The sequence below is a fragment of the Mesorhizobium sp. CAU 1732 genome (genome assembly GCF_039888675.1).
GTDB lineage: Bacteria > Pseudomonadota > Alphaproteobacteria > Rhizobiales > Rhizobiaceae > Aerobium.
This window is the reverse complement of sequence record NZ_JBDQQR010000001.1, coordinates 1,381,612-1,404,211: the sequence shown is the minus strand read 5'-3', so window position 1 is coordinate 1,404,211 and position 22,600 is coordinate 1,381,612. Positions and strand designations below refer to the sequence as shown.

Here is a 22,600-nt window from a genome sequence, read left to right as displayed (position 1 = left end):
GTTGGACGGCCTTCGCCGCTGATTGTCCTTTCGACCGCAGCCCTCCCGGCCACGGCCCTCCTCCCTCGACTCGTCTAGGCCGGCAGCATCCTCGCCGTGCCGGCAACGGTCCATTCCGCCGGATCGATGACGCGGCCCTCCGCCTCGACACGCCCGTCCGGATGAAATCTGACCTCACCGTAGTCAGTATCGTCGACAACGATAAGACCATCCTTTTCATGGCCGGGGCGGATCGTGGAAAAACCGCCCTTCAACGCGGCGGCATCGTGTCCGTCCCGCGTGCTCGAAAGCCGCACGATCCAGACCGCGTCGCGGCCCTGCGCCCTGATTTCGTTGCCGGCGGTCGGGCCGCGCGAGACAAGCTCAAGCGGGCGGTCGGCTGCGATCATCACCAGCCCCTCGCCCTTGCGCGCGAAGGCATAGCGGCCCTCGATGACGCTTTCGTCGAACGCGTCTCGCGGAAACCAGGCATGGGTGAAATCGGGCTGCTCGGCGGCGCAGTCAAACAGCGCGACGGCGAGCCCGCGATATTGATGCACGCGCGGCAGCGTGCCCGACCCGCCCCAGTAGGATGGCCGGCCGTAGCCAGAATGGATCGTTTCGCCGGGATGGTTGAGCCAGATCTGCGCGTCCGGGTGATCGCCCAGGCGCAGTTGCAGCACCGTCTCCTGATAGCCCCACTCGTTCCAGCGATAGGCTGCCGCCGTGCCGAGCGCGACATCCCGTGTTTTGTAGTGGTAGAGCTTCGCGATACGGTCCTGCCCTTGCGCGAAACACCATTCCTGCGCGCCGGAGCCCGCGAAGACGGCAATGTCGTGAAGGCTGGCCGGAACCGTCAGCCCATGGTCGCGCAGACAGAGCGCAAGCTGCGGCAGCGCGTGGAAGCGCATGCCGTAATTTCCCTTGCCCCACAGCATGCGCGCGATACCGGACAGCTCCAGCGAGCGGGCGGCGCGCAGCGTGTGCTCGTAGGAGCGGCCCTGCGCGCCGGTGAGCGTGCCGTGATGCGCCGAGCGAGCGACGATTTCGATAAGCCGCACGATCGCCGTGCCGGCACGCTCCCGCACATCGGCATCGGGAGCGAGCGCGTAGAGGCTGGTCAGGCCCTTCAGGTCGATCGGGAAATACGGCGCGGAGTTGAACTCGGCCATCTCCCACGCCTCGAAATGATCGAGCCATGCCCGCACGCGAGCAAGCCCCATGGCCGACTGATCCGCGCCGCTGCGCCCGGAACGGACGAACCGCGCCTGCGGCAGCATGTGGCCGGCGAGATAGGCGGCCGTGTGGAAGAGCAGCGCGTGGTTTTCGGAAAAATACCATTGAACGTCGTTGCCCGGCTCATCCATCCAGTAGCGGTAGCCAAGCACCGCGCCGTCAATGCGCGCGCGCACCGCGGGGTCGATCGCATCGCCATGGGCCGAGCGGCACCACAGCAGCGGAACCAGGATGAAATCGGCGCAGTCGTGGCAATCCTCGATCGCCGGCAGCGCGCCGAGGATCATCGCATCGGTCTCCGGCCCGCCGCGCCCCGTGGCGAGCCTTGCCAGCGCGCGCACCGTGTCGCTTTCGGCGTGCAGCGCGACCTCGTCGAGCGCCTCGGTGACACGATCGGCAAGCGTGGACGGCGCGACGCCCTGCCGCTCGGCATGGCAGATCTCGACGCCATAGACGCGGCTGGCATTGAAGCCGCCATGGCCGAGCGTCACCTTGAAGTGGCGGAAATCGGCCGGAAGGTCCTGCGCCTGGGCGACCGCGATGCGGGTCTTGCCGGCGTCGAGCCGGGTCGAGACCATCGTCGGCTTCTCGATCGACATGAAGTCGCCTTCAATGGAGATCGAGACGTCCACCGCCACCGGCAGCGGCGCGTCCGTGACCAGCGCCACCTCACCGTCGGCATAGGCGTGGCGCTCGAAATGCATCGCGTCGAGCGCGTCTTCCATAGAAGCCGCGACCGCGCCGTCGATGCCGGTCGGCATGGCGTGGGCGACGGAAGGGCCATCGAGATAGTCGAGCTGGAAGAAATAGCGCGCGTCGCGTTCCGCAAGGTCGTCGAACCAGATCGCGATCTCGTTGTCGCCCGCTTCAAGCATGACCTCGAAATCCTGCGCGGCTTCGAGGTTGCGGCTGTAGGGCGCCATCCAGCCCGCTTCCGCGCCGTTGACGAACAGAACCGCGCCGCCGCAGGTGCGCAACCGAAGCTTTGCCTGCCCTTGTGCCACGGCGGCGATCCGGGTCTTCGCCCATGTGCCGAGCACCGTCGCGCGGAACCAGAAGCCGGAGAGGTCGATACGCGGCGAGCCGAAGGGCAGCCAGGTGCGTACGCCCTCGAACGCGCCTTCCGCCAACGGCCGCTTGCCGCGTCGCTCTTCGGCGAACTGCGTGCGGCAGGGATATTCGTGCGGGATGAAGTTCTTGTGCTTCGTCAGGAAGAAGAACGGGTCCATCTCGCCCCGCATCGGCTGGTCGGATACGTCGTAGCGGCTCTCCGCCGTCGCGCCGAGGTGCCAGTAGACGACCGGCTCGCCCGCGACGAGCGGCCGCCGCAGCGCGGTGTCGTCCTGCTGGCGGGCAACAGCATTCATCGCAGCGTCCTCACAGGTACGGGCGAAACGTCGTTATAGGCCTGGTTCTCGCCCGTCATGCCCCACACGAAGGCGTACGGCCCGGTGCCGGACCCCATATGGATCGACCATGCTGGCGAGATCACGCAGTCGCCGTCGGCGACGATCAAATGCCGCGTGTTCTGCGGGCGTCCCATCAGATGGATCACCCGGTCCTCGTCGGCGAGATCGAAATAGAGATAGGCCTCCATGCGCCGCTCGTGCAGGTGCGGCGGCATGGTGTTCCAGACGCTGCCCGGCGCGAGATCGGTGATGCCCATCAGGAGAAGGCAGGACGGCGTCACCTCGGGATGGATGTACATGCGCAGCGTGCGCTTGTTGGACTTGGCCTCGTCGCCGAGTTCGAGCGGCTTGGATTCGGCGCGCGTGATAAGCCGATGCGCGATGTCCGCACCGGCCGGCACCGAGTTCATGTAGAAGCGCGCGGGGCGTGCCGCATCGTAGCTTTCGAGCGTGACCTCCTTCGCACCGCGCCCGACATAGACCACGTCGCGGTTGGCGAGCGCGAAACGCGTCCCGTCCACCGTGACCGAACCCGCCTGGCCGAGATTGGCGATGCCCATCTCGCGCGCGTCGAAGAAGTGCGGCGTGCCGACATCCGTCCCCTCGCCGAAGCGAAGCGGCGTACTGGTCGGCACCGCGCCGCCGACGATCATGCGATCGACATGGGTGTAGGCGAATTCGAGCGCGCCGGGCACGAAGAGTTTTTCGATCAGGAACTCCGCGCGCAGCCTCTCGGTGCCGAAGCCATCGACGTCACCGGGCGCCGCGCCATAGATGATACGCATCGTCATGCCGCCTTCTCCCGTGCCTCGGCGTGGATCATGCCTTCGGTCAGGCACAGGATCGCGAGCGCCTGTCCGTAGCCTGTCGGCTGGATCGGGATGTCGCGATAGAATTGCAGGTCGTGGCCCATGCGCGTGCCGTAGGACACGTTGCCGAGCACGCCGTCCGCATCGATATTGGCGATGACGGCGTCGAGCGCCTTGCGCCCCGCAGCGGCGCATTCTTTCGGTCCGATGCCGAGGCGTGCTGCCTTCATCAGGCCGTAGCCGAAGCCGGCCGTGGCCGAAAGCTCCTCATAGGACGATGGATCGTCAAGCAGCGTGTGCCACGCGCCGGAACTCGCCTGAAGCCGCAGGAGCGCATCGATCTGTGCCTCCAGCACGCCGAGCAGGTAGAGCCGCACCGGCTCCGGCACGCCGCCGAACTCAATTAGGTCGAGGATGCCAACCGTGATCCAGGCATTGCCGCGGCCCCACAGCGCGCGCGCGAAATTGTGCCGCCCGGCGAAGGTCCAGCCATGAAACCACAGGCCGGTATGCGGGTCGGCGAGGTAGCGCGCATGGACGAGGAACTGGCGGATCGCCTCGTCGACGAGAGATCGCTTGCCCGCCGCATTGCCGTAGGAGGCGAGGAACAGCGCCGCCATGAACAGCGTGTCGTCCCACAATTCGTCGTCGTTGATTCGGTCGGACACGTCGTGCTGGAAGCCGCCCTCGGGCGTGCGCGGCATCTCGCGCACCAGCATCTCGGCCCACTGGTCCAGCACCGGCTTCCAGCGCGGGTCGCGCGTCTCGCTCCACAGGATCGACAGCGCCAGAAGCGGCCCGCAGGTGTTGATGTTCATCTTCGGCAGGCCGGCTGCGATGCGGCGCACATACCAGTCCTCGACGGTCTTCAGGACAGCCGGGTCGCGATCGTGCTGGTAGAGCCGCATCAGGCCGTAGAGGCCGACGCCCTGGGGCCACTCCCAGGAATCGAAGCTGATGTAGTCGCCCGCCGTGCCGTCGAGATTGGGCTCGTCGAAGCGGCCGTCATGGCGCAGGCCGGTCATGCCGCCAACGAGCCGCTGCAATATCGCGCGCATATCCGATGCCGTGGCCGCCACGTTTCCTCCCGGGTGACTGCGATGCCGACCGCGACGGTTCCACATGACGTTTTCTTGCGCAATCTGAAAATTTCTTGCAGCTTGCACTGAGAGCGAAACGACAGAGCGATAAGCATGGACAGAAAGATGGGCAAGCGCGGACGTCCGAGCCGGCGGGTGAGGCTGGACGACATCGCTGCGCGCTGCGGCGTTTCCGTCAGCACCGCGTCGCGCGCACTGGCGGGCGCGAAGGGCGTGCGGGAGGATTTGCGCGCATCGATCATCGCCACCGCCAAGGCGCTGAACTACACGATGCCGGCCTCGATCGCCGGGCGGAAAGTGATCCTCGCGGCCTCCAGCGCCGCGATGGTCGATTATGTGCGCAACCAATTTACCTTCTACGTTCTGGAAGGGCTGAACGAGCGCGCCAAGGCGCTCGACGTCGAACTCGTGTCGCGCTCGATCGCCGGCGCGGAGGATGAACGCGCGCTGCTTGCCGAGGCCGCACAAGACGACGCCGTCGTCGGCTGTCTGTTCCTGACGCTCGACGACGAGCCCTTCCTCGCGCTCGCAGGCGGCTTCCCCAAGCCGATCGTGCTCGTCAATGGCGACGATCCGGCGATGCGCCGCTCCAGCGTCACGCCGTGCAACCGGTCCGCCGCGCGGCTCGCCACCGAGCATCTGCTCGACTTCGGGCACGAACGCATCCTGTTCCTGATGCGGCGCGGCCGGCGCACGATCGAGCGCCGTTTCGAGGGCTGGCAGGACGCGTTGCGCGCACGCGGGCTGGACGTGTCGCCCGATCTGGTGATCGAGGTGTCGGACTGGCTTCCCGAACTTGCGGCGGAAGCTATCCGCAGCCGCGTGGCCGAACACGGCCTCGACTTTACCGCCGTTCTGACGGCCGGCGACAGCCTCGCCGTCGGTGCGATGATGGGGCTGGAGGCGGCCGGATTGAAGGTGCCCGCAGACGTCTCGGTGATGGGCATGGACGACCTGCCGCAGGCCGCCTTCCACAACCCGCCGCTGACGACGATGCACATTCCGATGCGCGAAATCGGCGCGGCTTCGCTCGACCTCCTGCTCGACGATCTCGGCGCGCGGCACCTGCCGCCCCGCCGCGTCGAATTCGCCTGCCATATCGTGGAGCGCCAATCGACGGCAGTGTGTCGGGGTAAAGCTATCGCCAGCGCTGCCGAGTGAGGCATCTGAAAAACCGAAACACCCCCTCCACCGCCTGCGGCGGTCCCCCTCCCCCGCTTCGCAGGGGAGGATCCGAGGTCGCAGATGTCCGCAACGCCGGATCCTCCCCCGTTCACGGGGGAGGGGGACCATGCGAAGCATGGTGGAGGGGGCAATCACCTCGCGACGCTCGATCCAAACCCGTCGAAACGACCATAACCGCCGCTTGAAAACAGCAGAGGTTCACCGTCCCGGAGTGCCGCCGCCGTCACCCGCGCCACGACGATCAGATGGTCGCCGCCATCGTGAGCGGCGATGCGGGTGCATTCGAAGCGCGACAGGCAGCCGGCGATGAGCGGGATGCCATGTGCGTTCGGCCTGTGGTCGAGGTCTTTGAAGGCGGCGCCGGAACGCACGAACTGTTTTGCGAGGCCGAGCTGTTCGGCACCGAGCACATGCACCGCGAAGTGTTCGCACCGCGCAAATGCGTCGAAGCGCTTCGATTGGCGGGCGACCGACCAAAGGACCGTCGGCGGGTCGAGCGAGACCGAGGCGAAGCTGTTCGCGGTGATGCCGACAGGCCCGTCCGGCGTCGTCGTGGTGACGACGGTCACGCCGGTCGCGAAGCGGCCGAGCGCGTCGCGGAAATCGCGCTGCCTGTCCGGGCCGGGCACGAAGCTGCGCAGCGGCATGACCTGTTCACGATCCGTGAAATGGTACATCAGGCGACCTCCTGCCCAAGCGCGGCGGTGTAGAGCTCGAACCATGTCTGGCGGTCGATCTCCACCCTGGTGGCGTCCGAGAAGCGGGCGATGCGGCCAAGATCGTTGGAGCCCATTACCGGAACGATCCGGGACGGATGCGCGAGCAGCCAGGCGACCGCCACCGCCGAGCGATCGACTCCTTGCTCCTTCGCGATCGTGTCGAGTGCCGCGCCGAGCGCTACGGGCGCTGCGGTGAGCAGTCCCCCGCCAGCGAGCGGCGACCATGCCATCGGCAGCATGCCGCGCTCCTGCATATAGGCAATGTCCCCATCGACGAATGCGCGATGGGCCATCAGCGACAGCTCGATCTGGTTCGTGACAAGCCGCGTCTGCATCGCCGATTGCAGCAGGGACAGGTCGTGCGGGCGGAAGTTGGAAACACCGACTGCGCGCACCTTGCCGGAGCGGACCGCGCCGTCCAACGCCCCGCCCGTCTCGTAGTGATTCATCAGCGGGTCCGGCCGGTGTATCAGCAGGAGGTCGATCTGCTCGATCGCCATGTCGGTCAGCGACTGGTCGATCGAGGCCGCGATGTGCGCTTCGGACGTGTCGTAATGCTTCACGCGGCGATCGGCGTACCGTCCGGCAGGCGCGACGATGCCGCATTTCGTGACGATCTCGATGCGATCGCGCAAAGCCGGCGCGGCGCGCAGGCACGCGCCCAGAACGGCCTCGGCGGTGTAGCCGCCATAAATATCGGCCTGATCGATGGTGGTTATGCCCTGCTCAAGGCACGCCACGATCTTGGCCTGAACGTGGCGCGGCGCGGTATCGTCGTCACCGATGCGCCACATGCCGTAGGCAAGGCGCGAAAACTCCAGTCCATCGCCGAGCAAAACACGGTCCGTCATCGCCGTTCTCCTGTTCCCAGTGGTGTCGCGGGCGTCGCCTTCGGCACGCGGCCATAGACCTCCGGCAGCGAGCAGGTAGCGAGATGCGGCATCACAAGCCGGCCGAAATGCTCGCATTCGTCGAGGTGCGGATAGCCGGAGAAGATGAAGGCGCGGATGCCCATCTTGCGATAGGCTTCGATCTCGGACAGCACCTGATCGGCCGAGCCGACGATCGCCGCGCCGCAGCCTGAGCGGGCGCGCCCGATGCCGGTCCACAGATGCGGCTCGATATAGCCCTCGCCGTCGGCGATATCGCGGTTCTTCGCCTGATGGGAAACGCCGAGCGAGGTGGCGTCGAGCGCGCGCTGGCGGATTTCGCGGCCCTTCTCGTCGTCCAGCCGGGAGACGAGGTCGCGCGCGTAATCTCGCGCTTCCGCCTCGGTGTCGCGCACGATGACATGGACGCGAAGTCCGTAGTCGAGCGTGCGGCCGTGGGCTGCGGCACGCTCATGCACGGCGCGCATGCGGCCGGCGAGTTCATCCTTCGTCTCCGGCCACATCAGATAGACGTCGCACTGCGCGGCGCACAGTTCCAGAGCGTCGGGCGAGTAGCCGCCGAAATAGAGCAGCGGCCCGCCATTCTGCTGATAGGGCCTGGCGGGGTCGGCCGACACTTTGCTGAACTGGTAGATCTCGCCCTGATGGTCGATCTCGTCGCGCGTCCACGCTTGCCGCAGGATCTGGACCACCTCATGCGAGCGGCGGTAGCGGTAGGCGCTGTCGGCTGTTTCGCCGGGAAAATCCGACGAGATGATGTTGAGCGTCAGCCGCCCCTTGAGCATGTGGTCGAGCGTGGCGATCGTGCGGGCAAGCATGATCGGCTGCATCTCGCCGCAGCGGATCGCCGCGAGCATGTTGATCGACGACGTCAGGGGCGCACACCCCGCCACGAAAGACAGCGTGTCCTGCCCGACCTGATAGGAGGACGGGCACAGGATGTTGCGGAAGCCGCTCGCCTCGGCCGTCTTCACGATATCCGAGCAATGCTCGAAGCTCGACCGCAGCGCGCCGTCAGGCACACCCAAATAGCGGTAGTCGTCCGAGCACAGCGCTGCGAACCACGAGATTTCAGAGGCATCGAGATCGGGAGAGGTGACGGGAACGACTGTCATGACGGCCTTGCCTCACGTAAGCGGTCCACTGACGAGGGCCGCATTTTTCGCTTGCATAACATCCGCCTTGATGTAGATCAATAGTGTATCAATTTTCCAGAACCCGGCCATGTCCAGTCGCTACGCCCTCCCCCTGCACCAGCAAACCAGCGAGATGCTGATCCGCGAGATAGCGGCTGGGCGCATCATCGACGGCGAGAGGTTGCCGCCCGAGCGCGACATGGCTGCCGGGCTCGGCATTGCCGTGGGGACGCTGCGCAAGGCACTGGCCGACCTCGAGCAGAAGGGCCTGCTGGAGCGCGTTCAGGGCTCGGGCAACTACGTGCGCTCGCGCCCCGACGTGGAGAGCGTCTACGCGATGTTCAGGCTTGAACTCGGCGCCGGCGGCGGCCTCCCGACAGCCGGGGTGCTGTCGGGAGAGCGGGTGGCGAAGACAGCGGACATGCCGGCATTCGGGAACGCGACGGATGGCCACCGCATCCGCCGGCTGCGCAGTCTGGGCGGTCAGCCGGCGGCCATCGAGGAAATCTGGCTCGACGGCGCGTGCGCCGAGCACATCGCGATCGAGGATTTGTCGGACTCGCTCTACCTCTACTACCGGCAGGCGCTCGGCATCTGGATCACCCGCGCGGAAGACCGCGTCGGCGTGGGGATCGTGCCGGACTGGGCGCCCGCCGATTTCGGCGTGGCAGCCGGTGCGCCAGCCGGGTTCATCGAGCGGATCGGCTGGGATCGCGAGGGGGCGAGCGTCGAGTTCTCGCGCACCTGGTTCGACCCGGCGATAGCCCGCTACGTGTCGCGGCTGCGTTAGGAGAAACGATGGACAAGCCCGTTTCCTACGGCGTGATCGGCTGCGGCATGATGGGCCAGGAGCATGTCCGCAACATCGCGCTTCTTGGCGACGCGCAGGTGATGTCGATCTTCGAGCCCGATCCCGCCATGGCGACGATCGCGGCAGGGCTGGTGCCCGGAGCGACGATGGCGGCGTCCCCGATGCAGGTGATGACCGATCCGCGCGTCGATTGCCTGCTGATCGCAAGCCCCAATCATCTGCATGCCGCCCAGTTGCGCGAGATCGCCGCGACGCGCCCCCTGCCCGTCCTGATCGAGAAGCCGCTGTTCATCGACACCGCCGACGGTACTTCGCTTCAATGCCTTACAGAGACCTATCCGGCGCCGATCTGGGTGGCGATGGAGTATCGCTACATGCCGCCTGTGGCGCGGTTCATCGCGCAGGCTGAGGCCGCGACCGGCGGCATCCGCATGCTGACGATCCGCGAGCATCGCTATCCCTTCCTCGACAAGGTCGGCGCCTGGAACCGCTTCAACGCCACCTCGGGCGGAACGTTCGTGGAGAAGTGCTGCCATTTCTTCGACCTGATGCGCCTGATCCTGCGCTCAGAGCCGGTGCGCGTCATGGCGTCGGCGGGTCAGGCGGTGAACCACAAGGACGAGCACTATGACGGCCGCGCGCCAGACATCTGGGACAATGGCTACGTGATCGTGGACTTCGCCAGCGGCGCGCGCGCGATGCTCGAACTGTGCATGTTCGCCGAGGGAAGCCGGTATCAGGAGGAGATCACCGCAGTCGGGGCCGATGGCAAGATCGAGTGTCTCGTGCCCGGCCCGGCGCGCTTCTGGCCGGCACATCTGGGCGAGCCGCCGAGCCCGCAGGTGATCGTCAGCCCGCGCCACAATCCCGGCCCGCGCCTCGTGGAAGTGCCCGTGGACCCGACGCTGCTCGCGGCGGGAGACCACAACGGGTCGACCTTCTACCAGCATCGCAAATTCGTCGACGCGGTGCGCGGAAACGCCCCCGTCGAGGTCTCCCTCGACGATGGCTGGAAGGCGGTGGCGATGGGTATGGCCGCGCAGCGTTCAGCCCGCGAAGGGATCACCGTCTGCGACCCGCTGCGCGTGGCCGCGACAGGCTAGAACACAGCGAGATAGCGCAGCAGCGACAGCACGCCGATGATGATCACGACGATCTGCGCGATCTGCTTCGCCTTGCCGTCGATCGGCATCATGCGGATCAGATACAGGATCAGGATGACGACAAGGAAGGTGATCAGGACGCTGATTAAAAGGCTCATGGAATTCCCCTCGGATGGTTGCAGGGGATAACTCGGAGCAACCGCCTCGGTTCCCGGCTCCGACCGCGCCATCAGGCTGACGCGACAGGCTTCGTGTCGAAAGCGGGCGGGCACGTTGTTTCGTGCCGGCGTGAGGAGACGTCAATCAACTCGCCCGGCCCCATCCTTGAAATTGATGGCAGTCGCGCCCGCGCCATCTCTGGCGTGCGGGTTTTAGACCATTGCAGAATAAAAGCCATCCGTTGCTTTGACCGAGGATGAACCGCCACCGAAACTGCGCGTGAGCCTGTCCACTTGACGGTGCGGCGCATTTCGACCACTGTCGAAATTGGTCAGGCCACTTTACCGGATTGACGCTGGCAGCCTCGGGAGGAGGAGCCGAGACATGCCGATCGAAACCATCGTTCCCAGACGGCTTTACCAGCAGGTCGCCGACCAGCTCACACAGCTTTTCGACAATGGCGAATATCCCGTCGGCGCGCGTCTCCCGTCAGAGCGGGACCTCGCGGAGCGCATGGGCATTTCGCGGCCGACCATTCGCGAAGCCCTGATCGCACTGGAGGTCCAGGGGCGCGTTCGCATCCGCGTCGGGTCCGGCATCTACGTGACCAAGCCGTCATCGGCATCCGCCCATTCGACGGCCGGCGAAGGTCCCTTCGAGTTGTTGCGCGCCCGCGAATTTATCGAGGGAGCGGCGGCCGAGGAGGCCGCGCGCCATGCGACCGATGCGCATATCGCGGCGCTGGACGACATTCTGGCGCGCATGGACGGCATGGCGCACCCAGGCCCCAAGAGCATCGCGCTCGATCGCGAGTTCCATGCGAGCATCGCGTCGATGCTCGACAATGCCGTTCTGGTGCGCGTCGTGGGCGAGCTTTTCGATCAGCGGATGAACCCGTTCTTCGAGCGTCTGTCGGCGTATTTCGAGGACCATTCGACATGGAAGGCGGCGTTCGAGGAGCACCGCCTCGTGCGTGACGCGATAGCGGCGCGCGACCCTGCGGCGGCGAAGGCTGCCATGCAGGAGCATCTGAGGCGCTCGCAAGCGCGCTTCTCGATCAGCTTCAGGAAGAAACCCGGAACCGCAAAGGTGCCGGGCATGGAGGAGGAGGTCGCCGGCGCAGTGTGATTGGCCGGCACCACAAACGGAGCAGGGAGGAAACCGACATGAAATTTCGTTACGCAGCCTTGATGGGTGCGCTCGTGGCGCTGGCAATGCCGGCACAGGCGCTGTCCCAGGAAGTCCTGAAATGGGCTCACGTCTATGAGCCCAACGAGCCGTTCCATACGGAATCGGTCTGGGCGTCGGAAGAAATCGGCAAGCGCACCGACGGTCGCTACAAGATCGACGTGTTCCCCTCGTCGCAGCTCGGCAAGGAATCCGATATCAACCAGGGCCTGACACTCGGCACTGTCGATATCATCGTTTCCGGATCGAGCTTCGCCGCGCGCGAATTCGCGCCGATGGGCGTCACCTACTACCCGTTCATCTTCCGCGATGCCGACCATCTGCTCGCCTATGTCGGCAGCGACACCTACAACGAGTTGGCCAAGGGCTATGAAGATGCCTCCGGCCACCACATCACGGCCACGACCTATTACGGCACGCGTCACACCACCTCGAACCGGCCGATCGAGAAATGCGCCGACATGGCCGGCCTGAAGATGCGCGTCCCCGACGTGCCGGCCTATCTCGCAATGCCGCGCGCATGCGGCGCAAACACCGCGCCGATCGCGTTCGCCGAGGTCTACATCGCGCTTCAGAACGGCACCGTCGAGGCGCAGGAAAACCCGCTGACGACGATCGAGGCCAAGAAGTTCTTCGAAGTTCAGAAGAACATCGTCCTGACCGGCCACATCGTCGATCACCTAAACACGATCGTCTCCAAGACCCGCTGGGCCTCGCTCTCGGACGAGGACAAGGAGATCTTCACCGAGGTGATGCGTGAAGCGGCGACGCGCGCGACGCAGAAGATCGTCGAGCGCGAGAAGGAACTGGTCCAGTACTTCAAGGATGAGGGCCTGACGGTCACCGAAGTCGATATCTCCGATTTCGAGAAGAACGTGCTTGAAAAGGTGACGTTCGAGGAATTCGGCTACCGCAAGGCCGATTGGGATGCGATCCGAGCGATCAAGTAACCGATGAAGCCGGCGCCCGACGCGATCACGTCGGGCGCGACACCCCACCGCCTACAGGATCAGAGATCTGGAGCCGCACCGATGAGTGAGGACGCAAACACGCTTGTCAGCGTCGATGAGATGGCCAAGTCCTTCGAGGACGAGGCAGGCCCTGTCGACCTGTCGGTCTACGCTGTCGAAGACTGGGTCACCTTCGCGCTTTTCTGGGCGATGGGGGCTTGCGTCTTCCTGCAGTTCTTCACGCGCTATGTGCTGAACAACAGCCTCGCCTGGACGGAGGAACTCGCCGCCAACGGCCTCGTCATGGTGGTCTTCATGGGATCGGTGATGTGCGTGCGCATGGTGCGCCACATCCAGGTCGATTTCATCTACCGGCTCGTCTCGCAACGTACCGGGCGCTGGCTGTCGATCGCGGTCGACATTCTCGTCATCGCCTTCTTCGCCTACGCCACCTGGCTGATGTGGCGCTACGTGGCGATCGTCGGCAAGGAACGCATGGTCACGGTCAACCTGCCGCGCGGCATCGTCTTCTATACGGTGCTGGCCGCTTTCGCCCTGATGACGTTCAGGGCCGCGCAGAACTTCGTGCGCGATCTCATCAATGAAAAGACAGTCCGCGAACAGGCGGAAGACACTCACGTCGCGGGGATCTGACCGATGCTGCTCCTGATAGGTTCATTTCTGGTTTTCATGGCGATCGGCGTGCCGGTGGCCGTCTCGATGGCGGTGGCGTCGCTTCTCTACCTCGTGTTCTACGGGGTCGCGCCCGATATCATCGCGGCCCAGCGCATGATCGCGGGCGTCGAGAGCTTTCCGCTTCTGGCCGTCCCCTTCTTCATCATGGCCGGCAATCTGATGAACATCGCCGGCGTGACCGGCCGCATCTATCACTTCGCGCTGTCGCTGGTCGGCTGGATGCGCGGCGGCCTGGCGCAGGTGAACATCATCGGCTCCGTCGTCTTTTCCGGCATGTCGGGAACCGCGCTGGCCGATGCCGCAGGTATCGGCACGATCGAGATCAAGGCGATGAGGGACCACGGCTATCCGGTCGATGCGGCAGTCGGCGTCACGGCGGCGTCCGCGACGCTCGGACCGATCTTCCCGCCCTCCCTGCCCTTCGTCATCTACGGCATGCTGGCCAACGTCTCGATCGGCGCGCTGTTCATGGCGGGCATCCTGCCGGGCATCGTCATGACCATTTTGATGATGCTCACCGTCTTCGTCTTCGCCCATCGCAAGGGCTGGGGCTCCGACACCCCTTTCGAACTGAAGCGGCTGGCGGGCGCATCGCTCGAAGTCGTCGTGGTCCTGTGCTTCCCCGTGGCGGTCTATCTGCTCGTGCTGGCGGGGCTGTCGATCAACCTGTCCGTGCTGATCGCGCTCGTCGCGCTCATTGCGCTCGATTGGTATTATGATTTCTCCGCGGTGATGGCACTCATGACACCGGTCATCCTCATCGGCGGCATGACGATGGGCTGGTTCACGCCCACCGAGGCTGCCGTCGCCGCGGTCATCTGGTCGCTGTTCCTGGGGTTGGTGCGCTATCGCACCATGACGCTGAAGACGCTCGCGCGGGCGAGCTTCGACACGATCGAGACGACCGCCTCGGTGCTGTTCATCGTCACCGCGGCATCGATCTTCGCATGGCTCCTGACCGTCAGCCAAGCCGCGCAGCTCTTCTCGACCTTCATCTTCTCGCTCACCGACAGTCCGTGGGTCTTCCTGATCCTGGTCAACATCATCCTGCTGGTCGTCGGGTCGTTCCTGGACACGATCGCGGCCATCACCATCCTGGTCCCGATCCTCCTGCCTATGGCGGCCCAATACGGCATCGACCCGGTTCATCTCGGTCTCATCGTCACGCTGAACCTGATGATCGGCCTGCTCACACCGCCTGTCGGCATGGTGCTCTTCGTGCTGTCGCGCATCTCGAAACTGTCGATCGAGGCCACGACCATGGCGATCCTGCCCTGGCTCGCGCCGCTGTTCCTCGCGCTGCTCATCATCACCTTCTTCCCGATCGTCAGCCTGTGGCTGCCGACCCAGATGGGCCTCATCCGATGAACGACATGGCGATCGCCGCGACCCTGTTCGCGCCCGAAGACCTCCGGCTCGTCACGCGCGAGCCGGGAACCCTGGCTCCGGGAATGGTGCGTCTGCGGTTCGGCGCTGGCGGCATATGCGGCTCGGACCTGCATTATTTCCGCCACGCACGCACGGGCGATTACGTGGTCACCGAACCGCTGATCCTCGGGCACGAGGTGTCCGGCGAGATCGTCGCGGTGGGGACCGATGTCGATGGGCTCTCGCCCGGCGATCGTGTCTCGGTCAATCCGTCGCGCTGGTGCGGAACCTGCGTCCGTTGCCGCGAGGGACGCCAGAACCTCTGCGAAAACATCTACTTCATGGGGTCGGCATCGAAGACGCCGCACATGCAGGGCGGCTTTTCGAGCCTCTTCGATGCCACGCCCGACCAGTGCGTGAAGGTTCCGTCCAGCCTGCCCTTTTCATCCGCCGCCCTTGCCGAACCGCTGGCCGTCGCGCTTCATGCGGTGGCGCGTGCCGGTGCGATCCGGGGCGCGCATGTCGCGCTTTTCGGCGCCGGACCGATCGGGCTTTTGACCATGCTCGCGGCGCGGCGCGCAGGGGCTGACCACATAACCATGGTCGATATCGCAGCGGCGCCGCTCGCCTTCGCCCGCTCGCTCGGGGCGGACGCCGCCATCGATGTATCCGCCGGCACCGCAGAGCTCGACGATGCAGCGGCCGGCGGCCCGATCGACGTAGCGTTCGAGATATCCGGCACCAGCGCCGGTCTCGCCTCGGCCATCCGCGCTGTGCGGCGCGGCGGAACGGTGGTGCTGATCGGCAACCTGCCAGGCGGCGACATCCCGGTTCCCGCAAACGCCGTGATGGCGAAGGAACTCGACCTGCGCGGCACGTTCCGCTTCGGAACCGAGTTCCAGACCGCCGTCGACCTCATCGTCGCCGGCGAGATCGACGTCCAAAAACTGATCACCGCGCAGCGCCCGCTGCGCGAGGCACCGGATGCATTCCGGCTGGCGCTGGACCGCAGCCAGAGCGTCAAGGTCGTGCTCACGGCCGACTGATTTTTGGCGTGGCGCAGGCGACGTGGGCTCGGCCGAAGCGCCGGGCACACTCGACCGCCCGATACGAACAGACGATCCGCCTGCCGGGAAGCCGTCATGATTGTGTTTGCTTAGGTCAGCCAGATCCGGCCCCGCCCACGACCGCGTTAATCAGACCGGACTTCCGCTGCGCGAAAATTCGACGGACAATTCCTTCTTCGCCATTCGCAATCTCCTTGACCTCAACCACTGTTGAGGCCGTAGCGATATATGCGTCAGGAGGAGACGGGCATGGCGGACACGGACAGCGAGGCAGGGAAGGACACGGAGACATTCGTGTCATGGAAGGAGTTTCTTGGAAGCCCTTACGCGGCATCGCTCGCCCTGGTTTGCCTGGCCGTCTGGCTTCACGCGGCCGACAGCATGATCGTCGCCACCATGCTCCCCTCCATCGTGGCCGAGATCGGCGGGGCCGCTTTGGTGGGCTGGTCCGTCTCGCTCTACGAAATCGGGTCGATCGTCGCGGGGGCGGCCAGCGCATTGCTGACCATGCGCTTCGGCCTGCGCGCGCCGATGAGCATGGCCGCCGCCCTGTTCGGGTTGGGCTGCATCGTCAGCGCCGTCAGCCCGACCATGCCGTTGCTTCTGACGGGACGCGCCCTGCAAGGGATAGGCGGCGGCGGTCTGGTGGCAATGGGCTTCGTCGCGGTCGGCCTGATCTTCCCGCGCCGCTATATCGCGCGCGCGATGGCGGCCGTTTCGACCCTTTGGGGCGTCTCGGCATTCGCCGGGCCGCTGGTCGGCGGCTTCTTCGTGGAATATGCGACCTGGCGGTGGGGCTTCGCCTTCTTTGCCTGCCAGGCATTCGCCCTCGCCCTCTGGATCGTCTTGCGGAGCGACGCGGGCACGACACGATCCACGGCCGACGCTGCTGCATTCCCTGGCAGGCGTCTGTCCCTGTTGTGTCTCGCCGTCGTTCTGGTCGCCTTGGGTGGCGTCGAGGTCTCGATCCTGCGAACGGTCCCTTCCGTCGCCGCCGGTCTGGTCTGCCTGATCGGATTTCTGTGGCTGGACGAGCGCGCGGGCGACAGTCGCCTCCTTCCGCGCCGCCCGTTCGACCCGTGGCGTCCGGCCGGCGCCGCGCTGCTCATGATCCTGTCCATGTCGATGGCGACCATCGCCATCACGGCGTTCGGGCCGCTGCTGGTTACGGCGATCCATGGCGTCTCCGCGCTGACCGCCGGTTACATCGTTGCCTGTTCGTCCATCGGCTGGTCGGTCATGGCCGTTCTGGCCAGCGGATTGCCGGAGCGGTTCGACCGGCTGATGATCGCCCTCGGCATGACGGTCGTGTCCCTCAGCATCCTCGGCTTTCTCCATGCGGTTCCCAACGGCCCTGTCTGGCTGATCGCCGTTTTCGCGGCATTGGAGGGCGGGGGCTTCGGGATGGCATGGACATTCATTCTCAGGCGAACGATGGCGGTCGCCGATGCAGACGAGGTCCAGCGCGTTTCCGGGGCGATCCCCACGATACAGAGGCTCGGCTACGCGCTCGGCGCGGCCTATGCCGGGATCGTGGCGAATGCCTCGGGTCTGCTGTCCATCGAGACAGCCGCAGACGCCGCGAAGGTTGCCCGGTGGGTCTTCGCGTCAAGCGTGCCCTTCGCGGCAATCGGGCTGATCGCCATGAGCGCACTGGTGCGCCATCGGACGGGGAAACCGCAGCAGCAGCAATTGAAACAGCCTGAGCCATAAGTCAGACCGTCCCGCTCTCACCCGAAATCCGACAATGGGTGGCGACAGGCAACCTTTGGCAGAATCCGACCCCCATGTCTGCCATTCGCTCACGAAATCCGAAAGCTGCGAGCATCCGGCTGCGCCATCTAGATCGCCGTGCGTCCCGGCGACGCACGGCGATCTATCTGCTTGTTTGAACATCGGAATAAGCCGAAAATTGGATTCCGCTTTTCGGTCCGATGCTCTAGAATCTCACTCCCAGCTTGGCACCGAATGCATGGTCGTGGTTGCCCGATCCGCCGAAGCTTGTCCGGTAGTCGAAGCCGAGATCCCAGTCGTTGTCGAAGCGCATGTCGAGCGAAAGGCCGAGTGTGGCATAATCACGAACGGTTGGGTCGATGTCGATCGCATAGGGCAGCCCGCCGATATCGGTATAGCCAAGGCTCACCCGCGACGATCCGTCGAAATCATGGGTGTATTCGGCCCGAACCCCAGGGGTCAGGACACCCCAATCCATATCGAACGCATAGCTTGCTCGAATGCCGAGAACACCCGACAGGGTGTCGATCGTCTGATCGCCATAGGTCAGCCCGTAGCTTCCGCCGCCCGTCTCGGTGAACCCATCCAGCCAGGACCGTGAGAGTTCGGCCCGCCCATAAGGCGAAATCAGCCATTTCTCGCCGCGGAATTCATACGAAGCCGTAAGCGAACCGAAGAGTTGCGCGCCGCTGCGGCTACCCTCAGCGAATTCGCCATTGGCGGTGACAAAGCGCCTCGAGTCGAAATCCAGCCGGCTTGCGCCGATGAGGCCATCGATGAAGAGGTTGTCGACCGGCTTGTAGCTGCCATAGAGGGCGCCGCTGAAGGCCGCGCCACGGCTTTCCGTGCCGTTGGAACCAATATCGGTCTGATCCCTGCTGTAGCCGACGCCGAAACCACCGACGAACCGCTGCGAGAAGCGGTAGTCGACACCGCCGCTGACGCCGACCATGGTGGAGTCGAGATCAATGCCGCCGCTGTCGCGTTCGCTGAAATTCACGAATCCACCAGACCAGAAAGCGAATGGTCCAAAGTCAGGAGCCATCAACGACGAGGAAGACGATAGCTCCGAATTCGCCGTGGCGGTCCCCGGTGCCAGGTTGGCGTCGCTCGCCCCATAGGCAAGCATTCCCGGCATCTGCCCCGCATGCTGACCGCCGCTGGCGTCCTGGCGCGCGGCCGTCAGTTGTTCGAGTTCCCGCTGCGCTGGGCTGACCGAGCTGTCCTGCTGCAGGCCGAAGCGGACGTTCATGCTTGATGCGCGCCGGTCGCCTTCATTGTGAAGCTGTTCGAGCCGGCTTCCGAAGTTGCGTGTCTGGGTTTGCGCAAAACGGCGCGCCGCACCGAGCTGCGCGTTCAGCAGGCCGACGACCTCGGCGTCCTGCGACGGGTCGGGGCGGGTCGCCTCGGCGCGCGTAGCGGTAACCGTATAGATCAGGCTCGTGCTGCCGTTCTGGGCGGTCACAGTCACGGAGACCGTGTTCGATCCGATGGCGAGCGGCACCGGCTGGCTGGCGGCACCCGAGGCAACCGACTGGCCGGCGATGGTTATGGCGGCGTTAGCGTGCGCGGCGGTCGGGGTCAGCGCCATCATCTCGACCCCGTGGTCCACGGCCACCGAATATGCCCGCGTACCCGGCGAGAATGCCGGTTCCAGCGTGCCTGCGCTGAGCAGGAGCCCCGCCAGGTTCGCATCGGCCGAGCCTGCGCGCACGATCGTCACAGTATAGGTCTGCGTACTCGTGCGGTCCTGCGCCGTCACCACGATGGAGACCGCATTCGGCCCCACCGCAAGCGGCAGTGCCTGACTGGGCGTGCCCGAGGCGACCGCTTGTCCGTTTACGGTCACCGTGGCGTTGGTATCGGCTACCGCCGGTGTGAATGTCAGGTTTTCAGTGTCGTGATCGAGATTGACCGTATAATTCGAGGTTCCGGGTGAGAACGCCGGCTCCAGCGCGCCGATGCCGATCGACAACGCCGCGAGACTGGCGTTCGACGCGGCAAGGCGATCGACCGTCAGCCGGTAGGAAAGCACCGTCCCATCTGCAGCGGTCACGTCGATGCGGATCGGCGTCGCGCCCACCGCGAGCGCAACCGGCTGGCTTGCGCTGCCCGAGGTCACCGCCTGCCCGTCGACCGTCACCGTCGCAGTCGCCTCGGCCACGGTCGGTGTGACGGAGAGGCTGTCCACCTCGTGGCCGACAGCCAACGCGTAGGCAAGAACCGTGGGCGTGAAGGCGGGATCGATCGATCCCACGCTCGTCGCCAGACCGGTCAGCCGGGCGTCGCCCGACGGCGCACGCGTCGCCGTTACCGTATAGCTCTGCGTGCTCGTGCCGTCCTGCGCCGTCACGAGGATGGTAATCACATTGGCTCCGACCGCGAGCGCAACCGGCTGGCTTGCGCTGCCCGAGGTCACCGCCTGCCCGTCGACCGTCACCGTCGCAGTCGCCTCGGCCACGGTCGGTGTGACGGAGAGGCTGTCCACCTCGTGGCCGACAGTCAGTCCGTAGCCAAAAACCGTGGGCGTGAAGGCGGGATCGATCGATCCCGCGCTCGTCGCCAGACCAGTCAGCCGGGCGTCGCCCGAAGGCGCACGCGTCGCCGTTACCGTATAGCTCTGCGTGCTCGTGCCGTCCTGCGCCGTCACGAGGATGGTAATCACATTGGCTCCCACCGCGAGCGCAACCGGCTGGCTTGCGCTGCCCGAGGCGACCGCCTGCCCGTCGACCGTCACCATCGCAGTCGCCTCGGCCACGGTCGGTGTGACGGAGAGGCTGTCGACCTCATGGTTGACAGCCAACGCGTAGGCAAAAACCGTAGGCGTGAAGACGGGGTCGACCGCTCCCGCGCTCGTCGCCAGACCAGTCAGCCGGGCGTCGCCCGAAGGCGCACGCGTCGCTGTTACCGTATAGCTCTGCGTGCTCGTGCCGTCCTGCGCCGTTACGAGGATGGTGATCACATTGGCTCCGACCGCGAGCGCAACCGGCTGGCTTGCGCTGCCCGAGGTCACCCCCTGCCCGTCGACCGTCACCGTCGCGTCGCTGTTCGATACGAGCGGCGTGAGCGTCAGGGTTTCCGTGTCATGATCGACGGCGAGCGTATAGGCCAGCGTGCCGGAAGCGAAGACGGGGTTGAGCGCGCCTGCGCTGGACACAATCGAGGACAGGCTCGCATCGTCCGAAAGGCGCACCCACACCGAGTTATTGGTGTAGGCGACGTTGCCGTTCCCCGCCGCATCGACGACCGAGCCAGCCGCGATCTGGATGCCGTACGTGCCGGGCCCGGTCATGTCGACGTCCACCTGATAGGTGATGTTATCGCACGTGCGCAGATTGGCCAGGGCCGCAGAGCTTCCAGCCGGCGGCAGGGGTGTCATACCCGCCACCACGAATCCCGTCACAGGCTCGGAAAACACGATTTCAAGCGTGATGTTCCCGGCGTTGGACGGAGGGCTGCCTACAACACTGACGGCCTGCACCTCCGGTGGTGTCGCGTCGATAAGCACGCCACTGGCGTCGCCGATAATGTTCAACGCGAGATTGGCATCGGCGTGAGCAACGCTTCTGATCATGCCGCCATTGGCGCTCAGGGCGGTAACGGCGATGCCGCCCGGTGCCATATCGCCGGGCTGTACTGCATAAGTAAAGACAAGGGCGCTGGAGCCGCTCCCGCTGACATAGGTCGCATAGCGCGTGGCCCCGCCGACATTCAGCGCGATTTGAGGCGTGCCGGTGACGGTGACGTCGAGATCGAAGTTAACGGTGAATTGCAGCGGATCGCCGGCCCTATAGGTGCCATCGGCTGGAACAGCCACGGATGACACGGCGGGCGTGGGTGCGCCCGTCGGCACGAAAGTGATCGTGGCTCCGATGCATTGATCGAGAGTCCTACATACCTCGTAGGGGACAGTCCCGGCCGCGACAAAACCCGGAGGAAAGAAATCTACGAAAAAGGCAGGATCCCAGCCGCCTACAGAGCCCCCGGGAAAGTTTCCCAACTGTCTGAAATCATCTAGCCTAATCTGATAGAAGCCGCCGCCCGCGTGGGCCTCAAAGTTATAGTTTACCCTTATCGAACCGTAGGGTGCCGTTACCGTGAAATCATTGGCGAACAGCGGCGTCGTGTCGACAAGCACGCCGGCGGTGCTGGGCATGTTGTTCAACGCAAGATTGGCATCGGCGTAAGCGGCGCTTCTGATCGTGCCGCCATTGGCACGCAGGGCGGTAACGATGATGCCCCTCAGTGCCATATCTAAGGGCTGCACCGTGTGCGTGAAGACAAGCGCGCGTGAGCCGCTCCCGCTGACATAATCCGCATAGCGTGTGTGCCTGCCGACATTCATCTCGATTCGAGGCGTGCCGGTGACGGTGACGTCGTGATCGAAGTTGACCGTGAATTGTAGCTGATCGCCGGCCTGGTAGCTGCCATCGGCTGGAACGGCTACGGATGTCACGACCGGCGTAGGTACGCCCGTCGGCACGAAGGTGATCGTCGCGTCTGCGCGATCGGCGCCGGTGCATTGCGTGTCAGACGTACACGTCCAGTATCGGACAGCCCCGGCCCTGACAAACCCCGGATTGTAGAAAGACACGTAGAGGCCGGGGCCGGCGCTGCCTGAACCCACCACCGAGGGGGCCCCCAACTGACTGAACCCTCCGACATCTACCTGAAAGTACCCTCCGGTCGCGTGGCCCACAAAGCTGTAGTTTATCGCTGTCGAACCATAGGGCGCCGTTACCGTGAAATCACTGGCGGTGGGCTGCTGCGCCGACGCCGGTGCGGTCAGCGCAATCTGAACGCACGCCACCAGCACAAAAAAGAAAAAACCCACGCGTCCAGAAAACGCGCCGAAGCCGCCCCGCATCGTCATCCCCATGCCACCCTTTTAAGCCCGCGCGCACAATGGTGGGCGGTTGGCGGAAAATCAATGGACTGCATGGATTTAAATACGGCTAGCTGCGCGGTCGGCCGTTCCGAAACCGGATCGGGCGCATCGAATGCGCGCTGCGCGCGTCACGACCGTTGTTCAATGCCGACGCGGGATGGAACCGGCTCTAG

The 22,600-nt window shown here is 65.2% G+C and carries 17 protein-coding genes; 9 read left to right on the top strand and 8 right to left on the bottom strand.

The genetic code is table 11. The annotated features are described in order from the left end of the window. Positions 1 to 74 precede the first annotated feature (74 nt). Genes AAFN55_RS06850 through AAFN55_RS06840 form a run of 3 tightly spaced genes read right to left on the bottom strand, consistent with a single transcriptional unit; the run spans position 75 to position 4,512 of the window. Positions 75 to 2,582, bottom strand: a complete 2,508-nt coding sequence (locus tag AAFN55_RS06850; RefSeq protein WP_347798110.1) for a hypothetical protein — start codon at positions 2,580 to 2,582, stop codon at positions 75 to 77. Next, positions 2,579 to 3,415, bottom strand: a complete 837-nt coding sequence (gene kduI, locus AAFN55_RS06845) for a 5-dehydro-4-deoxy-D-glucuronate isomerase (protein ID WP_347798109.1) — start codon at positions 3,413 to 3,415, stop codon at positions 2,579 to 2,581. Before kduI ends, AAFN55_RS06850 begins: the two co-directional genes overlap by 4 nt. Further along, the gene (locus tag AAFN55_RS06840; protein ID WP_347798108.1) at positions 3,412 to 4,512 is read right to left on the bottom strand and encodes a glycoside hydrolase family 88 protein; all 1,101 of its coding nucleotides are present in this window, start codon (positions 4,510 to 4,512) and stop codon (positions 3,412 to 3,414) included. The genes kduI and AAFN55_RS06840 overlap by 4 nt, the downstream gene beginning before the upstream one ends. Before the next feature lie 114 nt (positions 4,513 to 4,626). Between AAFN55_RS06840 and AAFN55_RS06835 the strand changes: the two genes are divergently transcribed. Next, a complete protein-coding gene (locus AAFN55_RS06835) occupies positions 4,627 to 5,694 on the top strand; it encodes a LacI family DNA-binding transcriptional regulator (protein WP_347798107.1) in 1,068 nt (355 codons plus the stop codon). 155 nt (positions 5,695 to 5,849) lie between these two features. Here AAFN55_RS06835 and AAFN55_RS06830 read toward each other — a convergent pair whose 3' ends face one another. From AAFN55_RS06830 to AAFN55_RS06820, 3 genes are read right to left on the bottom strand one after another with little or no spacing between them, the layout of a single operon-like run. After that, positions 5,850 to 6,395, bottom strand: a complete 546-nt coding sequence (locus tag AAFN55_RS06830) for a flavin reductase family protein (RefSeq protein WP_347798106.1) — start codon at positions 6,393 to 6,395, stop codon at positions 5,850 to 5,852. Then, positions 6,395 to 7,288 (bottom strand): aldo/keto reductase, encoded by an 894-nt coding sequence (locus AAFN55_RS06825; protein ID WP_347798105.1) that lies wholly within the window; start codon positions 7,286 to 7,288, stop codon positions 6,395 to 6,397. The genes AAFN55_RS06830 and AAFN55_RS06825 overlap by 1 nt, the downstream gene beginning before the upstream one ends. After that, entirely contained in the window at positions 7,285 to 8,442 is a 1,158-nt protein-coding gene (locus tag AAFN55_RS06820) for an LLM class flavin-dependent oxidoreductase (protein WP_347798104.1), read from the bottom strand. The genes AAFN55_RS06825 and AAFN55_RS06820 overlap by 4 nt, the downstream gene beginning before the upstream one ends. A 109-nt stretch (positions 8,443 to 8,551) precedes the next feature. Here AAFN55_RS06820 and AAFN55_RS06815 point away from each other — a divergent pair, with 109 nt between their 5' ends. Then, entirely contained in the window at positions 8,552 to 9,253 is a 702-nt protein-coding gene (locus AAFN55_RS06815) for a GntR family transcriptional regulator (RefSeq protein ID WP_347798103.1), read from the top strand. A gap of 8 nt (positions 9,254 to 9,261) precedes the next feature. Then, positions 9,262 to 10,377, top strand: a complete 1,116-nt coding sequence (locus AAFN55_RS06810) for a Gfo/Idh/MocA family oxidoreductase (RefSeq protein ID WP_347798102.1) — start codon at positions 9,262 to 9,264, stop codon at positions 10,375 to 10,377. On the opposite strand, the gene AAFN55_RS06805 is transcribed toward AAFN55_RS06810, so the two are convergent. Next, on the bottom strand, positions 10,374 to 10,535 hold the full coding sequence (locus AAFN55_RS06805) for a Thivi_2564 family membrane protein (RefSeq protein WP_347798101.1): 162 nt from the start codon (positions 10,533 to 10,535) through the stop codon (positions 10,374 to 10,376). The genes AAFN55_RS06810 and AAFN55_RS06805 overlap by 4 nt on opposite strands. Before the next feature lie 385 nt (positions 10,536 to 10,920). Between AAFN55_RS06805 and AAFN55_RS06800 the strand changes: the two genes are divergently transcribed. From AAFN55_RS06800 to AAFN55_RS06775, 6 genes are all read left to right on the top strand, one after another. After that, entirely contained in the window at positions 10,921 to 11,664 is a 744-nt protein-coding gene (locus AAFN55_RS06800) for an FCD domain-containing protein (protein ID WP_347798100.1), read from the top strand. 38 nt (positions 11,665 to 11,702) lie between these two features. After that, entirely contained in the window at positions 11,703 to 12,674 is a 972-nt protein-coding gene (locus AAFN55_RS06795) for a sialic acid TRAP transporter substrate-binding protein SiaP (protein WP_347798099.1), read from the top strand. A gap of 81 nt (positions 12,675 to 12,755) precedes the next feature. Then, positions 12,756 to 13,328, top strand: a complete 573-nt coding sequence (locus AAFN55_RS06790) for a TRAP transporter small permease (protein ID WP_347798098.1) — start codon at positions 12,756 to 12,758, stop codon at positions 13,326 to 13,328. 3 nt (positions 13,329 to 13,331) lie between these two features. Beyond that, positions 13,332 to 14,738: a TRAP transporter large permease gene (locus AAFN55_RS06785; RefSeq protein ID WP_347798097.1), complete on the top strand. Its 1,407-nt coding sequence runs from the start codon at positions 13,332 to 13,334 to the stop codon at positions 14,736 to 14,738. Further along, positions 14,735 to 15,784: an L-idonate 5-dehydrogenase gene (locus tag AAFN55_RS06780; protein ID WP_347798096.1), complete on the top strand. Its 1,050-nt coding sequence runs from the start codon at positions 14,735 to 14,737 to the stop codon at positions 15,782 to 15,784. The genes AAFN55_RS06785 and AAFN55_RS06780 overlap by 4 nt, the downstream gene beginning before the upstream one ends. Positions 15,785 to 16,054: 270 nt before the next feature. Then, positions 16,055 to 17,518 carry an MFS transporter gene (locus tag AAFN55_RS06775; RefSeq protein WP_347798095.1) on the top strand — a complete coding sequence of 488 codons (1,464 nt, stop codon included), beginning with the start codon at positions 16,055 to 16,057 and terminating at the stop codon, positions 17,516 to 17,518. Positions 17,519 to 17,744: 226 nt separating this feature from the next. Here AAFN55_RS06775 and AAFN55_RS06770 read toward each other — a convergent pair whose 3' ends face one another. Next, positions 17,745 to 22,406, bottom strand: coding sequence for a cadherin-like beta sandwich domain-containing protein (locus AAFN55_RS06770; protein ID WP_347798094.1), 4,662 nt, complete (start codon positions 22,404 to 22,406; stop codon positions 17,745 to 17,747). Between the last annotated feature and the right edge of the window lie 194 nt (positions 22,407 to 22,600).

Excerpts from the sequence above, each read along its gene's own strand:
- AAFN55_RS06850 (WP_347798110.1), bottom strand. The coding sequence starts at position 2,582 with ATGAATGCTGTTGCCCGCCAGCAGGACGACACCGCGCTGCGGCGGCCG.
- kduI (WP_347798109.1), bottom strand. The coding sequence starts at position 3,415 with ATGACGATGCGTATCATCTATGGCGCGGCGCCCGGTGACGTCGATGGC.
- AAFN55_RS06835 (WP_347798107.1), top strand. The coding sequence starts at position 4,627 with ATGGACAGAAAGATGGGCAAGCGCGGACGTCCGAGCCGGCGGGTGAGG.
- AAFN55_RS06830 (WP_347798106.1), bottom strand. The coding sequence starts at position 6,395 with ATGTACCATTTCACGGATCGTGAACAGGTCATGCCGCTGCGCAGCTTC.
- AAFN55_RS06825 (WP_347798105.1), bottom strand. The coding sequence starts at position 7,288 with ATGACGGACCGTGTTTTGCTCGGCGATGGACTGGAGTTTTCGCGCCTT.
- AAFN55_RS06820 (WP_347798104.1), bottom strand. The coding sequence starts at position 8,442 with ATGACAGTCGTTCCCGTCACCTCTCCCGATCTCGATGCCTCTGAAATC.
- AAFN55_RS06815 (WP_347798103.1), top strand. The coding sequence starts at position 8,552 with ATGTCCAGTCGCTACGCCCTCCCCCTGCACCAGCAAACCAGCGAGATG.
- AAFN55_RS06810 (WP_347798102.1), top strand. The coding sequence starts at position 9,262 with ATGGACAAGCCCGTTTCCTACGGCGTGATCGGCTGCGGCATGATGGGC.
- AAFN55_RS06805 (WP_347798101.1), bottom strand. The coding sequence starts at position 10,535 with ATGAGCCTTTTAATCAGCGTCCTGATCACCTTCCTTGTCGTCATCCTG.
- AAFN55_RS06800 (WP_347798100.1), top strand. The coding sequence starts at position 10,921 with ATGCCGATCGAAACCATCGTTCCCAGACGGCTTTACCAGCAGGTCGCC.
- AAFN55_RS06795 (WP_347798099.1), top strand. The coding sequence starts at position 11,703 with ATGAAATTTCGTTACGCAGCCTTGATGGGTGCGCTCGTGGCGCTGGCA.
- AAFN55_RS06790 (WP_347798098.1), top strand. The coding sequence starts at position 12,756 with ATGAGTGAGGACGCAAACACGCTTGTCAGCGTCGATGAGATGGCCAAG.
- AAFN55_RS06785 (WP_347798097.1), top strand. The coding sequence starts at position 13,332 with ATGCTGCTCCTGATAGGTTCATTTCTGGTTTTCATGGCGATCGGCGTG.
- AAFN55_RS06780 (WP_347798096.1), top strand. The coding sequence starts at position 14,735 with ATGAACGACATGGCGATCGCCGCGACCCTGTTCGCGCCCGAAGACCTC.
- AAFN55_RS06775 (WP_347798095.1), top strand. The coding sequence starts at position 16,055 with ATGGCGGACACGGACAGCGAGGCAGGGAAGGACACGGAGACATTCGTG.
- AAFN55_RS06770 (WP_347798094.1), bottom strand. The coding sequence starts at position 22,406 with ATGCGGGGCGGCTTCGGCGCGTTTTCTGGACGCGTGGGTTTTTTCTTT.